Annotated in this window: 15 protein-coding genes; 8 read left to right on the top strand and 7 right to left on the bottom strand. The window is 73.3% G+C overall.

Going from position 1 to position 15,378, the window contains the following annotated elements:
- The first annotated feature begins 77 nt into the window (after positions 1-77).
- The 3 genes from RI578_RS32295 to RI578_RS32285 all read left to right on the top strand — a co-directional run bounded on the left by RI578_RS32295 (position 78) and on the right by RI578_RS32285 (position 2,437).
- Positions 78-965 carry an RNA polymerase sigma-70 factor gene (locus RI578_RS32295; RefSeq protein WP_310874347.1) on the top strand — a complete coding sequence of 296 codons (888 nt, stop codon included), beginning with the start codon at positions 78-80 and terminating at the stop codon, positions 963-965.
- Positions 966-1,070: 105 nt separating this feature from the next.
- Complete coding sequence (locus RI578_RS32290; protein ID WP_310874346.1) at positions 1,071-1,835, top strand: NAD(P)H-binding protein; 765 nt, start codon at positions 1,071-1,073, stop codon at positions 1,833-1,835.
- A 170-nt stretch (positions 1,836-2,005) separates the two neighbouring features.
- Positions 2,006-2,437: a hypothetical protein gene (locus RI578_RS32285; RefSeq protein ID WP_310874345.1), complete on the top strand. Its 432-nt coding sequence runs from the start codon at positions 2,006-2,008 to the stop codon at positions 2,435-2,437.
- Between the two features lie 13 nt (positions 2,438-2,450).
- Here RI578_RS32285 and RI578_RS32280 read toward each other — a convergent pair whose 3' ends face one another.
- Positions 2,451-3,665 carry an ROK family transcriptional regulator gene (locus tag RI578_RS32280; protein ID WP_310874344.1) on the bottom strand — a complete coding sequence of 405 codons (1,215 nt, stop codon included), beginning with the start codon at positions 3,663-3,665 and terminating at the stop codon, positions 2,451-2,453.
- Between the two features lie 141 nt (positions 3,666-3,806).
- On the opposite strand from RI578_RS32280, the gene RI578_RS32275 reads away from it, so the two are divergent.
- Positions 3,807-5,018: an MFS transporter gene (locus RI578_RS32275; RefSeq protein WP_310874343.1), complete on the top strand. Its 1,212-nt coding sequence runs from the start codon at positions 3,807-3,809 to the stop codon at positions 5,016-5,018.
- Here RI578_RS32275 and RI578_RS32270 read toward each other — a convergent pair.
- The gene (locus tag RI578_RS32270) at positions 4,978-5,436 is read right to left on the bottom strand and encodes a thioesterase family protein (RefSeq protein ID WP_310874342.1); all 459 of its coding nucleotides are present in this window, start codon (positions 5,434-5,436) and stop codon (positions 4,978-4,980) included. The genes RI578_RS32275 and RI578_RS32270 overlap by 41 nt on opposite strands.
- A gap of 208 nt (positions 5,437-5,644) precedes the next feature.
- Between RI578_RS32270 and RI578_RS32265 the strand changes: the two genes are divergently transcribed.
- Positions 5,645-7,093: a solute carrier family 23 protein gene (locus RI578_RS32265; protein ID WP_310874341.1), complete on the top strand. Its 1,449-nt coding sequence runs from the start codon at positions 5,645-5,647 to the stop codon at positions 7,091-7,093.
- Here the strand turns inward: RI578_RS32265 and RI578_RS32260 are convergent.
- A complete protein-coding gene (locus tag RI578_RS32260) occupies positions 7,075-8,205 on the bottom strand; it encodes a glycoside hydrolase family 6 protein (protein WP_310875913.1) in 1,131 nt (376 codons plus the stop codon). The two genes, RI578_RS32265 and RI578_RS32260, sit on opposite strands and share 19 nt — an antisense overlap.
- 174 nt (positions 8,206-8,379) lie before the next feature.
- Here RI578_RS32260 and RI578_RS32255 point away from each other — a divergent pair, with 174 nt between their 5' ends.
- Together RI578_RS32255 and RI578_RS32250 are read left to right on the top strand one after the other, a co-directional pair.
- Positions 8,380-9,075: a DUF5995 family protein gene (locus tag RI578_RS32255; protein ID WP_310874340.1), complete on the top strand. Its 696-nt coding sequence runs from the start codon at positions 8,380-8,382 to the stop codon at positions 9,073-9,075.
- A 110-nt stretch (positions 9,076-9,185) separates the two neighbouring features.
- A complete protein-coding gene (locus RI578_RS32250) occupies positions 9,186-10,115 on the top strand; it encodes an LLM class F420-dependent oxidoreductase (protein ID WP_310874339.1) in 930 nt (309 codons plus the stop codon).
- 10 nt (positions 10,116-10,125) lie between these two features.
- On the opposite strand, the gene RI578_RS32245 is transcribed toward RI578_RS32250, so the two are convergent.
- A complete protein-coding gene (locus RI578_RS32245; protein WP_310874338.1) occupies positions 10,126-11,823 on the bottom strand; it encodes an NAD(P)/FAD-dependent oxidoreductase in 1,698 nt (565 codons plus the stop codon).
- A 55-nt stretch (positions 11,824-11,878) separates the two neighbouring features.
- On the bottom strand, positions 11,879-12,667 hold the full coding sequence (locus RI578_RS32240; RefSeq protein ID WP_310874337.1) for a carbon-nitrogen hydrolase family protein: 789 nt from the start codon (positions 12,665-12,667) through the stop codon (positions 11,879-11,881).
- A gap of 355 nt (positions 12,668-13,022) precedes the next feature.
- Here RI578_RS32240 and RI578_RS32235 point away from each other — a divergent pair, with 355 nt between their 5' ends.
- Positions 13,023-13,568 carry a Repetin gene (locus tag RI578_RS32235; protein ID WP_310874336.1) on the top strand — a complete coding sequence of 182 codons (546 nt, stop codon included), beginning with the start codon at positions 13,023-13,025 and terminating at the stop codon, positions 13,566-13,568.
- Here RI578_RS32235 and RI578_RS32230 read toward each other — a convergent pair.
- Positions 13,516-14,748: an MFS transporter gene (locus tag RI578_RS32230; protein ID WP_310874335.1), complete on the bottom strand. Its 1,233-nt coding sequence runs from the start codon at positions 14,746-14,748 to the stop codon at positions 13,516-13,518. The genes RI578_RS32235 and RI578_RS32230 overlap by 53 nt on opposite strands.
- Positions 14,749-14,920: 172 nt before the next feature.
- The gene (locus RI578_RS32225; protein WP_055415902.1) at positions 14,921-15,373 is read right to left on the bottom strand and encodes an Lrp/AsnC family transcriptional regulator; all 453 of its coding nucleotides are present in this window, start codon (positions 15,371-15,373) and stop codon (positions 14,921-14,923) included.
- Positions 15,374-15,378 lie beyond the last annotated feature (5 nt).

The following is a 15,378-nucleotide window of genomic DNA, read 5'->3' as shown; positions in this document are numbered from 1 at the left end:
CCGACGCCCGCCGGGTCGCCCGAGGCACCCACCGGGTCGCCCGAGGCACCCGCCGGGCTTCTGGCAGGCTGAGGCGCATGACGACCGCGACCGCCGAGGAGTTCGAGCGCCACCGGCCCCGTCTGTTCGGCCTGGCCTACCGCATGCTGGGCTCGGCCGACGAGGCGGAGGACACGGTCCAGGACGCCTACCTGCGCTTCAGCGGGGCCGACCGGGCGGGCATCGAGCAGCCGGCGGCCTGGCTGGCCAAGGTCGTCACCAACCTGTGCCTCGACCGTCTCACCTCGGCCCGCGCCCGGCGCGAGACCTACGTCGGCGCCTGGCTGCCGGAGCCGGTGTTGACCTCCGACGGCACCCTCGGCCCGCTGGAGTCGGCCGAGCGGCGCGACGCCGTGTCGACGGCGATGCTCGTCCTGCTGGAGCGGCTGACGCCGACCGAGCGGGCGGTGTACGTGCTGCGCGAGGCGTTCGCGTACGGGCACCGCGAGATCGCCGAGGCGCTGGATCTGACCGAGGCGAACTGCCGTCAGCTCTACCGGCGGGCCGTGGCACGGATCGGTGAGCCGGGGACGCGTTTCCCGCCCTCGCCCGAGCGGCAGGAGGAGCTGGTCAGGTCGTTCCTCACGGCGGCCCGTGACGGCGACCTGGCCGGGCTGGAGAAGCTGCTCGCCGAGGACGTGGTCTGGTGGAGCGACGGCGGTGGCAAGGTCACCGCGGCGCGGCGCCCGATCGAGGGCCGCACGAAGGTCGTCCGCTTCGTGCTGGGCGGGCTCCCGAAGTTCTCGGCCGGCTGGGACGTCTCCGTCACCGAGGTCAACGGCGCCGGCGCGCTGGTCGCCCGGGTCGGCGACACGGTCGTGGCTGTCCTGTCCTTCGAAGTGCGCGACGGGTCCATCACGCAGGTGCAGGTCATGGTGAACCCGGACAAGCTGGACTTCGTACGCCGTCAGCTCGGGCAGCCCTGACATTTCCTCGCCGGAAGTGTCACATCCGGCACCGGCCACGCCGTCCCAGCTGACGACAGGGCGCGCCGTCCGGGAGCGTCCGCCGTGGCGAAGGGGCTGAACAGAATGACCACGATCCTGGTGACCGGCGGCACCGGCACGCTCGGACGGCTCGTCACCGAGCGGCTGCGCGCGGACGGGCACGAGGTGCGGGTGCTCAGCCGGCACGCCCAGCCGTACGCCGTCGACCTGCGGGCCGGCGGCAGTGCTCTGGACGTGGCGCTCGGCGGTGTGGACACCGTCGTGCACTGCGCGACCAGCCCGCGCGGCGGCGACGAACAGGCCGCCACGAACCTGATCGCGGCCGCACGGCGGGCCGGGGTGGGGCACCTGGTCTACATCTCGATCGTCGGCGTGGACCGGGTGCCGCTCGGCTACTACCGGTCCAAGCTCGCCGTCGAGCGGCTGGTGGAGGAGTCGGGACTCGGCTGGACAGTGCTGCGGGCGACCCAGTTCCACGACCTGGTGGTGCAGGTGCTCCAGGCGCTGGCCAAGGCGCCGGTCGTGCTGCTGCCGGCCCGCGTCTGCGACCAGCCGGTGGAGGTGGCGGAGGTCGCGGAGCGGCTCGCCGAGCTGGCCGGTGGCGCGCCCGCCGGGCGGGTGGCGGACCTGGGCGGGCCCGAGGTGCGGACCTTCGAGTCGCTGGCCCGCGCCTATCTGGGCGCGACGGGACGCCGACGGGCCGTGGTGAAGGTGCCGCTGGCGGGGAAGGCTTACCGCGGGTTCCGCACGGGCGGGCACCTCGCGCCCGAGCGAGCGGTGGGCAAGGGGACGTTCGAGGAGTACCTGGCGGGGCGGTTCGGCGGCGGGACGGACGGGCGGCGCGGATGAGCGGACGGGACCGGACGAGCGGACGGCGCGTGATGAGCGGACAGGCGCGGACGAGCGGACGGCGCGGATGAGCGGACGGCGCGGACTGGCAGGCGGCGCGGATGAGCAGACGGGCGCGGATGAGCGCACGGCGCGGATGAGCAGGCGGCGCGGATGAGCGGACGGCGCGGATGAGCAGACGGGCGGGGCTGCGGGCGGGGCTGGGGCTGCTCGCCGGTGCGCAGGTGGTGCTGGGGCTGTGGATCCTGCTGCTGCCCGAGCTGTTCTGGAAGTGGCCCTGGGTGTCGCACCTGCCGCCCTACAACGAACACCTGCTGCGGGACTTCGGCGGGGCGAGCGTCGCGCTCGCGGTGGTGCTGTGCTCGGCGGTGGCGGCGATGGAACGGCGGCTCGTGATCACGGCGCTGGTGGCCTACCTGGTGTCCTCCGTGGCCCATCTCCTCTTCCACGCCCAGCACCTGGAGCCCCTGTCCGCGGCGAGCGGTGCGGGATTCATGGCGCTGCTGGGAGTGGCGGTCCTGCTGCCGGCGGCACTGCTGTGGCTGGCGGCGGACGGGGCGGCCTTCCGGGAGCCCGAGCCCGCGGGGCGCCCCGTGCTCTGAGCGTCCGCTCGGGTCAGGGCCGTCCGGGCGGCGCGAACAGCTCGTCCTGGGCGCGGTCGCGGGCGGTCAGCAGGGCTCCGCGCAGCACGGCGCCGCCGCCCAGCGTGCTGGACCGTACCTCGGTGGCGAGCGGCGACATCCGGGTGAGGCGGTGCTGGACGCGCGCGGCGAGGGCGTCGGCGCCGGCCCGGCCGACCTCACCGGCCAGCACCAGACAGCCGGGGTCCAGGACGGAGACGACGGCGGCGGCGCCGAGGGCGACGCGGTCGGCGAGCGCGTCGAGGAACCGCTCGGCGGCCGGGTCCGGGTGGCGGCCCCGGCCCGTTGCCGACCGGCGCACCGCCTCCCGTACCAGCGCGGCGGCGTGCGGCTCGGGTCCGACGGGCGTCGCCGTCACGCCGTGCCGCGCCGCCAGGGCGGTCACCGCCGCCGCCCCGGCCACGGAGTGGAAGCCGCCGTCGCAGTCGGTGGCCGACGGCAGGCCCGAGGTGCCGGGCACCGGCATGAAGCCGACCTCGCCCGCGCCGCCGGAGACGCCCCGCCGCAGCGTGCCGTCGAGGACGACCGCGGCGCCGATGCCCAGGCCGAGCCAGAGCAGGACGAACGTGTCCCGGTCCCGGGCGGCCCCGGCGCGCTGCTCGGCCAGGGCGGCGAGGTTGGTCTCGTTCTCCACGCCGACCCGCGCCTCGGGGAACTTCTCCTGCAACGCGGCCATCAGCCGCCGGTGCCACTCGGGCAGACCGGTGGAGTCGCGCAGCTCGCCGCTCGCCGGGTCGATCAGGCCGGGTGCGCCGATGCCGACGGTGTGCAGCCGGTCGGCCCCGGCCTCCTTCGCCGCCCGCTCGACCAGACTCACCGCCTGCTCCACCGCGGGACCGGTGCCGGTGTCGTCGTCGATCGGCACGGACCCCTCGGCCAGCACCCGGCCGAGCAGGTCGGAGACGAGCACGGCGACGCCCTCGGTGCGTACGTCGAGGGCGGCGAGGTGGGCGCGCTCGGCGACGATGCCGTAGAGCTTGGCGTTCGGCCCCCGGCGCTGCTCGCCCGACTCCCCCGCCACCTCGATGAGGCCGGAGGCGGTGAGGCGTTCGACGAGGTCGGCCACGGTGGGGCGGGACAGGCCGGTCAGCTGCTTCAACTGCCCTGCCGTCAACGGGCCCTCCTGCTGGAGCAGGCGCAGGGCGAGGCGGTCGTTGATGGCCCGGGCGGTGCTCGGGGATGCGGGCATGCCGGGATCCTTCCAGATCGGCGGCGCGGGGGCCCACGCCGATAATCCCCTATCTATCAGGCAGGGTTCCTGATAGTTTACGCGGCGCGGTGACGCCAGGCGGCCGAGCCGGCGGCGCAGACCCGAGGGAGGGGCCCGAGAATGAGCGCAGTGGTCTACGAGCAGCGCACGGTGCGGCGCGCCCGGTATGCCGTGGCGGCCGTGTTCGCCGTGCACGGTGCCGTCACCGGCTCGTTCGCCACCCGCGTGCCGTGGATCCAGGACCACGCCGGGGTGAGCGCGGGCCAGTTGGGTCTGGCGCTCGCGTTCCCGGCGCTCGGCGCGTCGGTCGCCATGCCGCTGGCCGGCAGCGTCAGCCACCGCTTCGGCGCCCGCACCGCCCTGCGCGGCCTGCTCGCCCTGTGGACGCTGGCGCTGGTCCTGCCCGCCCTCGCCCCGAACCTGCTCACCCTGTGCCTCGCCCTGTTCGTCTACGGCGCCACGGCGGGCATGTCGGACGTGGCGATGAACGCGCTCGGCGTCGAGATCGAGAACCGTCTCGACAAGTCGATCATGTCGGGCCTGCACGGCATGTGGAGCGCGGGTGCCCTGATCGGTTCGGCGGCCGGCACGCTCGCCGCGCACCTGGGCTCCGACGCCCGGCTGCATCACGTACTGGCCGCCTCCGTGCTGACCGTCGCGGGCCTGGTCGCCTGCACCTGGGTGCTCGACCTCCAGCCCGCCGAGGACGAGGACCCGCCGCCGAGGTTCGCGCTGCCGCCCAGGTCGGCGCTGCTGATCGGCGCGGTCGGGTTCTGCGCGGTGTTCGCGGAGGGCGCGAGCCTGGACTGGTCGGCGGTCTATCTGCGGGACCAGTTGGAGGCCTCGGCCGGTCTGGCGGCGGCGTGCACGACGGGCTTCACCCTCACCATGGCCCTGGCCCGGTTCGCCGGCGACAAGGTGGTGGACCGGTTCGGCGCGGTGCGCACGGTCCGGGTGAGCGGTGTGCTGGCCACCCTCGGCGGCCTGCTCATCGTCGTCGGGGGCCATCCCGCGGTGGCGATGACCGGCTTCGCGCTGATGGGCCTCGGGATCGCCGTGGTCGTCCCGCTGTGCTTCGCGGCGGCCGGCCGGGCCGGCTCCAACCCCAGCCTGGCCATCGCGGGCGTCGCCACCATCACGTACACCTCCGGCCTGGTCGCCCCGAGCGCGATCGGTGGCCTGGCCCAGGCGACCAGCCTGGTGGTGTCCTTCGGTCTGGTGACCGCGCTGGCCTGCTGTCTGGTGGTGTTCGCGAAGGTGCTGCGCGCCGGGGACCGGGACCGCCCGAAGATCAGTCCGTCGAACGCAGGAGTGCCCGACCGGCAGTCCTGAAGGTGTCGCTCCACGGCGCCGGGCGCAGCGTCCCGGAGTCCAGCCGGACCAGCACCCGGGTGCCGTGGGCGTACGTGGTGGCGCCGTCCGCCGAGCAGAAGCGGAAGCCGTAGGTCAGCCCGGTCGTGCCGAGCCGGTCCAGCCAGAGGTGGACGGCGTACGCGCCCGGCCGGGTGACCGGCGCCTCGTAGGTGATGGTGAGTTCCTTGACCGCGTTGCAGGCGTCGCCGGCCGCCGCCCAGTCGCCCTCGAAGCGGAAGCCGTGCTCGGTCCACAGCTCGGCCCAGGCCCGCTCGACCATCACCGGGTAGCGGGCGTTGTGCAGCAGGCCGAGCGCGTCCAGGTCGTCGAAGTGGACGGTGACGGGGACGAGCCGGCCGTAGGAGAGAAGGGGCGCGGCGGGGGCTTCGGCGGTCACGGGCGGGGCTCCTGGTCTTGCTCGGCTGTGCTCACGTACGGCCGGCCGTACGTGCTCACGTACGGCGGCTCCTTCCATCCTAAGCGGACGCTCAGCGGCGGTCGCCGGGAAGGTGCTGGTCAGCGAGGGGGCGCGGGACGTGGGACCGTCCGGTACCCCCGACAATGGTGCGGACAGTCCTCACGTACAGAGAAAGCGAAACCTCACCATGGACCTCGGCGTGCGCTGGAAGCTGCACGGTGACGGGCGCACGCCCGCACCCGGAGCGGTGGTCCGCCCCGACGAACGGCTCTCGTGGCCCCGTACGGCCGGGCTCGGCGCCCAGCACGTGGTGGCCATGTTCGGGGCGTCCTTCGTGGCTCCGGTCCTGATGGGCCTGGACCCCAACCTCGCGATCATGATGTCGGGCGTGGCGACCGTCATCTTCCTGCTCGCCACCCGCGGCCGGGTGCCCAGCTACCTCGGCTGCTCGCTCTCCTTCGTCGGCGTCGCCGCGGTGATCCGCGCCCAGGGCGGCACCAGTGCCACGGTGACCGGCGCGGTGCTGGTCGTCGGCGCCGCGCTGTTCCTGGTGGGTCTCGCCGTGCAGCGGTTCGGGGCGCGGATCATCCACGCCGCGATGCCGCCCGTCGTCACCGGCGCGGTGGTCATGCTGATCGGCTTCAACCTGGCCCCGGTCACCGCGTCCACCTACTGGCCGCAGGACCAGTGGACGGCGCTGCTGGTGATGCTGTTCACCGGCCTGGCCGTGGTCTGCCTGCGCGGTTTCTGGTCCCGGATCGCGATCTTCCTGGGGCTGGTCTTCGGGTACGTGCTCTCCTGGGTCCTCGACCGGATCTTCGGCAGGATCCACTCGGTGGACGGCAGCGGCAAGCTCACCGACCACTGGCGGCTGGACTTCTCGGCCGTGGGCCAGGCCGACTGGATCGGGCTGCCGTCCTTCCACGGGCCGAGCTTCGAGTGGTCGGCGATCCTGGTGGCCCTGCCGGTCGTCATCGCGCTGGTCGCGGAGAACGCCGGGCACGTCAAGGCGGTCGGCGAGATGACCGGCGACCCGCTCGACGACAAGCTGGGCACGGCGATCTCCGCGGACGGCGTCGGCTCGATGCTGTCCACCGCGGTCGGCGGCCCGCCCAACACCACGTACTCCGAGAACATCGGCGTGATGGCGGCGACCCGCGTCTACTCGACGGCGGCGTACTGGGCCGCCGCGGGCTTCGCCCTCCTCTTCGGCCTCTGCCCGAAGTTCGGCGCGGTCGTGGCCGCGATCCCCGGCGGTGTGCTCGGCGGCATCACGGTCATCCTCTACGGCATGATCGGTCTGCTCGGCGCGCAGATCTGGATCAACGCCGACGTGGACCTGCGCAACCCGCTGAACCTGGTGCCGGCCGCCGCGGGCATCATCATCGGCGTCGGCAACGTCAGCATGGAGTTCACCGACACCTTCTCCCTCAGCGGCATCGCGCTCGGCACCGTGGTCGTCATCACCGGCTACCACGCGCTGCGGGCCTTCGCCCCGGCCCACCTCAAGACGCAAGCGCCGCTGCTGGACGAGGGCACGTCGTCGTACGACGAGAAGACCGGGGACAGCGGTGACGGGGACAGCGGTGACGGCGGCGACGGGTCCGGCGGCGGGTCTCAGCGCGCCAAGTCGTAGGCGTAGGACGGCGTGAACGTGCCCGGCTTGCCCTTGCAGCCGTCCGACTCCCCGGGCAGCTTGACCCACAGGTAGGCGTCGACGCGCCCCATGCCGGTGCTCAAGGTCGGTGCGCGGCCGAGCTTGCGGCCGTCCGGGTCGCACCACTCGCCGTCGGAGGGGGCGCCGTTGCCGTTGCGGCTGGTGTCGATGACGGCGCCCAGGCTCGCGGGGCCGCCGAGGGCGTCGAGGACCGCTCGGTCGTAGGCGACCTCGTCGGCGGTGGCGTGGAAGTTGGAGACGTTGCTGAAGATGCCGTCGGAGGAGGCGGCCGAGGCGGCGCCCGCCTGCTTGAGCCAGCTCGCCTGCTTGGCGGGCGCGTGCCAGCCGGAGTGCCCCGCGTCGAAGTAGACCCGGGCGTTCGGGTTGGCGTCCTTCAGCACGCGCCCCGCTCGGGCCAGCGAGGCGAAGCGGTCTCCACGCTCACCGGCGGACATGCACTCCGCCTGGGCGACCGAGTCGGGCTCCAGTACGACGATGACATCGCCGGAGCCGAGCCCGGCGGCGAAGCGGTCGATCCAGTCGTCGTAGGCGTCGAGGTCGGGCGCGCCGCCCTGGGAGTGGCCGCCGCAGTCGCGGTCGGGTATCGCGTACGGCACGACGACCGGCACCCGGCCCGCCTCGGCGCCGCCCGAGGTGACGGCGCGGACCCGGGAGGTGATGGTCGCGGGCGTGTAGTCGGCGAACCACACGGCGGCCGGATGGTCGGCTATCCGGGACCGGATGACGTCCTGGCGCGGGTCGCCGGGGTGGGTCCGGACCCAGTCGAGGACCTGGGACTCGGGGTGCCGGTAGAGCCGGGTGGAGGCCGCGGCGGCCCGGGGCTTCTCCTTCCCGGCCTTCTCGGGCTTCTCGGACTTCTTCTTCTGTGAGGGACTGGGACTCGCCTTGCTCGCCGACGGGGAGGGCGAGGCGGAGGCCGACGGGGACGGCACGACGGGCAGGGACTGCAGCCGCGGTGACCGCGTCACCTCCGGACGGGCCTCGTCCGCCCCGCCGCCGTCGTCGCCGAGCGCGGACAGCATGCCGGTCACGGTGCCCACCGCGACCACGACGGACGCCGCCGCGACCATCGCGCTCCGGCGGGCGGCACGTCTGCGCTCGACCCTGCGAGCGGCCAGGCGCCGGGCACGAAGGCCTGACACGTATGGTTCCCCCTCCCCCGCACGGCGGGCGCGTTCCCCCGTTCTGGGGAAGCGTCGGGCCCGCCGGCACTCCCGCCAGCCTAAAGCTGCGAACCTGCCGCCATGGCGCACTGCGAACAAGTCCCGGCGGCCGTCCGGACGGTCGACACGGTCCTCTCCCGGATGCGCGCCCTCGACACGACGCTGCCCGCGCGGGACGGGGTGGCCGTCTTCAACCGCGTCTACCTGGTCGTCACGGAGGCGGTCGACCGGCACATCGACACCGGTCGCTTCCCGGACGCCCGGGCGGCGACCGCGCTGGACGTGCGGTTCGCGGAGCGCTACCTGGCCGCCCTCGACGCGCTGGAGGACGGGCACCGGCCGCCCGCTTGCTGGCGGCCCCTGTTCCAGTTCCGCCGCCATCCCGGCGTACGGCCGCTGCAGTTCGCGCTGGCGGGCATCAATGCGCACATCGGCCACGATCTCGCGCTGGCCGTGGTGGACACCTGTCGTACGCTCGGCTGCGAACCCGTCGAGCTGGAGGACGAGTTCGACCGGGTGGGTGATCTCCTCGTGTCGCTGGAGGAGCGCATCCGCGACGAGCTGATGCCGGGTCCCGACCTCCTGCAGATCGCCGACCCGCTGACCCATCTGCTCGGCTCCTGGAGCCTGGAGCGCGCCCGCGACGCCACCTGGGCGGCGGCCCGCGCGCTGTGGGCGCTGCGCCGGCTGCCCGACGTCGCCGGGGAGTTCACCGAACGGCTGGACGCGGCGGTGGGCTTCGCGGGCCGCATGCTGCTCACCCCACTGCCGGACTGATCCGTCCGGCGCTCCCGGCGCGCGCTCCCGGAACTCCCGTGCGATCGCTGTACGTTGAACCCTTGGGCACCATGCAGCATCGCACCCCGACTGCGAAGGAGCACCCAGGCATGACGACCCGGCTCGGACTCGGCCTCCCCCAGATGCGGCAGTACGACCTCGGCAAGGACGTCCCCGACGTGGCCCGCACGGCGGAACGACTGGGCTACGAAAGCCTGTGGGTCTTCGAGCGGGCCCTGTTCCCCGAGCCCGCCACCCAGGGGCTGTACGGCATCGAGGGCCTCCCCTGGCCGGACGAGTACCGGAACGTGGCGGAGCCGCTGGTCACCCTGACCCTCGCCGCCGCCGCCACCGAGCGGGCGGAGCTGGGCTCCAGCGTCCTGGTCGCCCCGCTGCACGTCCCGTTCCAGCTGGCGAAGGCGCTGGCCTCGCTGGACGCGGCGAGCGGCGGCCGGGTCGTCGCCGGCTTCGGCACGGGCTGGTCCCACGACGAGTACGCGGCGGCGTCCGTGCGGCCCTTCGCCGAGCGCGGGCGGGCCCTGGACGAGCTGATCGAGGTGTGCCGCGCGGTCTGGGGGCCGGACCCCGTGGTGTACGACGGTGAGTTCACGAAGATCGCCTCCGCCGTGGTCGGCCCCAAGCCCGCCCGGCCGATCCCGGTCCTGCTGGCGGCGGGCAGCGGCAGGGCCCGGCGCCGGCTGGTCGACCACGCCGACGGCTGGCTGCCGAACGCCCTCGGCGCCGAGGCCGTCGCCGAGCAGTGGCGGCAGCTGCGGGACCTGGCCGCCGAGCGCGGCCGTACGGAGCCGATCCGGACGGTGCTGCGGGTCAACGCCCGCTACCGGAAGGCGCCCCAGGACCCCTCCGGTCGACGCCCCTTCCACGGTGACGTCGACCAGATCGTCGAGGACCTCGCCGCGCACGCCGAGATCGGCCTGGACGAGATCCTCCTCGACTTCCAGAGCACGGCACGGGATGCCGAGGAGCTGAAGGACATCGCCGCCGAGGTGTACGAGAAGGCGCGGGCGAACGGGATCTAGTCGGCGACGACTAGTCCTCGGGCAGCTCGACCGGCGCGATCTCGTCGTAGACGTCACCCGGGCCCGGGTTGGTCGAGTCGGTCTCCCCGCCGAAGTGGTGCATGACGCCCCAGACCGCGTTCAGCGCGGTCTGGACGGCGCCCTCGGCCCAGCCGGCCGTCCAGGAGATGTCGTCGCCGGCGAGGAAGATGCCCCGCTTGTCCTCGGGCAGTTCCTCCTGCATGAAGTGCGTGAACAGGCGCCGCTGGTAGCGGTAGTGCCCGGGCAGGTTGGCCTTGAACGCGCCCATGAAGTAGGGCTCGTTCTCCCAGGAGACCGTCACCGGGTTGCCGATGATGTGCTTCCTGATGTCGACCTTCGGGTAGATCTCGCCGAGCGACTTGAGCATGACCTCCATCCGCTCGTTCGCGGACAGCGGGAGCCACTTCAGGCTGTCGTCGCACCAGGTGTAGGAGAGGCAGATGACGGCGGGCTTGTCGGGTCCGTCGTCGAGGAGGTAGGTGCCGCGGGTCATGCGGTCGGTGAGCGTCATCGACATGACGTCCCGGCCCGTGACCTCGTCCTTGTCCAGCCAGAAGGGCCGGTCGACCGGCACGAAGAGCTTGCTGGACTCCATGTAGTGGGTGCGCTCGATCGCCGTCCAGTGGTCGATCGGGAACAGCGAGTCGTCGCAGGCGATCTTCGACAGCAGCATCCAGGACTGGGCGGTGAAGATCGCCGCCTGGTAGGTGCGGATGTCGCCGTCGGCGTCGGTCACGGTGATGCGGTTGCCGGCGGTGCGGGTGAGCCGGGTCACCGCCGGGCGCGGGTCGCCGTCCAGGTGCAGGGACTTCAGCGAGGTGCCGTGGGGCCAGTGGACGATCTTCTCCGGCTCGCGCTCCCAGAGCCGCAGCGGCAGTTGCTGGGAGCCGCCGACGATGCCGCGGTGGTGGTCGTCGGCCTCGGTGTAGACGACGCGGAGGATCTCCAGGATGGAGTTGGGGAAGTCGGTGTCCCAGCCGCCGGTGCCGAAGCCGACCTGGCCGAAGATCTCGCGGTGGCGGAAGGACTTGAAGGCCTCCGAGTCGCAGAGGAAGCCGTAGAAGGTCTGGTTGTCGAACTTCTCGACCAGCTTCGCCCAGATCTCGCGGATGCGCGGGACGTCGCGCTCGCGCAGGGCGCGGTTCATGTCGGAGAAGTCGGCGCCCTCTTCGAGGCACTTCGCCCAGGCGTCGGCGACGTCACGGTAGACCTGGGGCAGGTCGTCCAGCGTCTCGGCGTAGTGCGACTCGCCCTTGAGGTCGACGACGGTCGAGGGCGTCGCCTCGGCGAGGGGGTTGGGGAACGACCGGGTCTCCAGTCCCACCAGGTCGATGTAGTGCTGGAGGGCGGTGGAGGACGGCGGGAAGCGCATCGCGCCCATCTCGGCGGTCAGGGCGGGGTCGCACCCGTCGAACCCCACGGTCCGCAGTCGCCCGCCGATCTCGTCGGCCTCGTAGACGACGGGCTTGAGGCCCATCTTCATCAGCTCGTAGGCGGCCACGATGCCGGACAGCCCGCCGCCGATGACCGCGACCTCGGTGCCGTGCTCGGTCGCGGGTATCTGGCCGAGACCCGCCGGGTGCGCGAGGAAGTCGTCGTACGCGTACGGGAAGTCCGGCCCGAACATGGTGATCGGCGGCTGCTGCTCGTCTGCGTGCTCGATCGCGTTGGGCACGGTGGACGTCATGGGGTACGGGCTCCTTGCACAGGTGGAACGGGGGTGGGGGCTCGGGGCCCGGGACTCAGACGAGGGGCCCGTAGAGGCCGGGGCGGCGGTCCTTCAGGTACGGGTTGGCCTCGCGGGACGCGGCGAGGAGGACCGGGTCGACGTCGCCGAGGACCAGTTCCTCGGCGCGCCCGGCCCGGGCACGGGCGGTCCCGTCGGGTCCGGCGAGTACGGACAGGCCGACGAACTCGAACTCGCCCTCCCGGCCGACGCGGTTGACGTACGCCACGTACATCTGGTTCTCGAAGGCCCGCACCGGCACGACGGACTCGGCGACGAACTGGAACGGGTGCATCTGCGCGGTCGGGACGAGCAGCAGGTCGGTGCCGGCCAGGGCGTGGGCGCGGACGTTCTCCGGGAACTCCACGTCGTAGCAGATCATCAGGCCGACGGTCACCCCGTCCAGCTCGGCCTGGACGACGGGCTGCTCGCCGGGCGTGAAGTGGTCGCGCTCGAAGCAGCCGAAGAGGTGGGTCTTGCGGTAGTTCGCCACTCGGGTGCCGTCGGCGGAGATCAGTTGGACGGAGTTGAAGACACTCTCGCCCGCGCGCTCCGGGTAGCCGTACGCGACGGCGAGACCGTGGCGTACGGCGATCTCCGCCACGGCGTCGGCGGAGTCGCCGTCGGCCGGCTCGGCGAGGACGGCGACGTCGTCACCGATCGCGTACCCGGTCAGGAACAGTTCGGCGGTGACCAGCAGCCCCGCCCCCGCGGCGGCGGCCCGGCCCGCGGCCTCGTCGAGGACCTTGAGGTTCTCGGCGGTGGAGCCGGGCCGGCCGGAGCTCTGGAGCAGGGCGGTGCGCATGCGTGATCCTCACCGGTGGGAGGGGGGTCGGGGGGCCAGATAGACGGTACGGTCGCGGGCTCGGCCGGACAAGAAGGACCTGTTGCGCGCCGGTGAGCGGATCGTTGCGTTCGCCGGGCACCCCACGGCGATTCGTTGTGCGCCCCGCACAGCCGGGCGGCCCTGGACCACCGCCGCGTGCTCACGCCCGCCGGCTGCCGGGCCCGCGGCTCCTTCCTGAGAGGCAGATCGTGCCCCTCCTCCCCCGCCGCGCGGCGGAGGGCGTTCCCGCCCTGAGCGCGATGTGGCGGGAGCGCGGCGCCGGAACAGTGGTGGGCATCCAGTTCGCCATGTTCCGCCTGTGGAGGGGACCGCCATGAAACGCCGTACGATGACCGCCGCACTCTGTGCCGCACTGCTGCTCACCGCCGTCACGACGGGCGCCGCGGTCGCCTCCGGCCCCCACGAGGAGCGGCCGCCGAGGGAGGCCGCCGCGCTCACCGGCACCGCCAAGCTGTACCGGTCGGCCGGGGACGACATCACCTTCTCCTTCGACGCGCACCTGGCGGCCGGGGACAACGACGACCCGCTCAAGGCCACCGGAACGTTCGAGTTCAGCCACTACCTGAACGGCGAGGGCGCCCGGGCGAAGGCCGAAGTCGACTGCCTGCTGACCGGTGGTGACGTGGCCGTCGTCTCCGGTGTGATCACCGACTCCGACCTGCCCGGCGCCGAGGGCAGGCGGGTCGGCGTCACGGTCCACGACCTCGGCCGCCACGACCGCCTCGGCTACAGCTGGGCCGCGACGGGCAGCCCCGCGGAGGGCGCGGAGCTGCCCCGGTGCGTGTCCTCGGCGCCCTTCGAGAAGGTCAGGAAGGGGACCGGCGACTTCGAGGTCGTGCCCTGGCAGCCGCGGCTGTAGTGCGGGCGGCGGTGGCCAGCAGCAGCGCCGTCAGCAGATACGGCACCGCGGACAGCGCGAACGCGGTGCCGTGCCCCGTCGCCGTGGCGGCCACCGCGTACGCCCCGTAGGTCGCGAGGGTGCCCAGCTCGGTGCCGAGGCCGGCGACCGAGGTCAGCGTGGCCCGGCCGGTGTCCTCGATGCGCTCCTGGAGGCGGGCGTCGGCCAGCACGGTCGCCAGCTGGAAGCCGCCGAAGGCAAGTGCGACCAGGACCAGGGCCACCGGAGTGCCCGCCGCGGCGCCCACGGCCAGGGCCAGCGCCGAGCCGGTGAGCAGGGCGGCGAACCCGGTCGTGGTCAGGCGTGCGGCGGCACCGGCCAGCAGGCTGCCGGCCGTGGCACCGGCCCAGATCACCAGCAGCAGCCAGGGGACGGTCTCCTGCGCCACGCCGGTGTCGCGTGCCAGCAGCGGCGTGTACTCGTCGAGCGCGCCCCACACCGCGGTCACGGCCGGGACGAGGAGCAGCGCGCCGCGCACGGACCGGTCGGTACGGGCCTCCGCGAGTCCGGCGCGCAGGGTCGCGGACCATCGGTCGGCGTCGGCGGAGGGCTTGCGGTGCTCGGGGAAGCGTGTCGCCACGACCGCCCCGGCCAGGCAGACCAGCACGCTCGCCGCGCCCACCGCCTCGTAGCCGCCCCAGGCGAAGACCGGTCCGGCCAGGCCCATCGCGGTCATCGTCGCGGTGATGCCGACCGCCCGGGCCCGGCCCATGACGCGGGCGTACCGGTCGGCGGCGCCGACCCGGTCCAGTTCGTCGTAGACCAGCGCCTCCAACGCTCCCGAGCCGAGCGCTCCCCCGGCGCCCCACAGCACGAAGCCGAGCGCGAAGGTGCCGTAGGAGGGCACGAGCACCCACAGGGCGAACCCGGCGGCGGTGAGCAGCGGGCCCAGCACCAGCAGCAGCCGCCGGGAGACGGCGTCGGCCCAGGCGCCGGAGGGCACCTCCAGAACCACGCTGGTCAGCGACCACACGGCGAACAGGGAGGACATCTGCCAGACGGACAGACCGGTGTCGCTGAACAGCAGCGCGTACACCGGGTACAGCAGGACGAACTCGTCGCAGAACGCGGAGCCGTACAGCGTGCGCGTCAACCGCCGGGTACCGGCGGTGGCGGGGGCACGTTCGGGTGAGAGAGTCATGAGGCCTTCCCGAGGGGGCGGATCGGACACCGGAGGTACGGCGTCCGAGGCGGCCCTCGGGAGGAGGCGCTGCTGGTGGATCAATGTCGCCAGGTCATGACACCGATGCTAGACGGCACACGCCCCGCTGCCCACCGATTACCCGGGCCCACCCACTGCCCGGGCCCACCGACTACGTGGGTGACCCCGACGAGAAGCGTCGCAGCAGCGGCGACAGCACCAGCACGGACCGGGTCCGCTCCACGAACGGCTCCCCGGCGATCCGCTCCAGTACCCGTTCGAAGTGCCGCATGTCGGAGGCGAAGACCTGGGCGACCGCGTCCGCGTCCCCGGTGACGGTGGACGCGGCCACGACCTCCTGGTAGCGCTCCAGGCCCCGCTGGATGGTCTCCGGCGAGGTGTTGCGGCGGCAGAAGATCTCGACGAATCCCTCGGTCTCCCAGCCGAGCGCGGCGGGATCGACCCGTACGGTGAATCCGGTGATGGCTCCGGTGGCGCGCAGCCGGTCCACGCGCCGTTTCACGGCGGGCGCGGACAGGCCGACCGACTGCCCGATGTCCGCGTAGGAGCGGCGGGCGTCCTCGGCGAGGGCGTGCACGATGCGTTCGTCGAGATCGTTCAGCACTGCGG

This window comes from Streptomyces sp. BB1-1-1 (assembly GCF_031597775.1).
Classification (GTDB): Bacteria; Actinomycetota; Actinomycetes; order Streptomycetales; family Streptomycetaceae; genus Streptomyces; species Streptomyces thinghirensis.
This window is presented reverse-complemented; position numbering and strand designations above follow the sequence as displayed.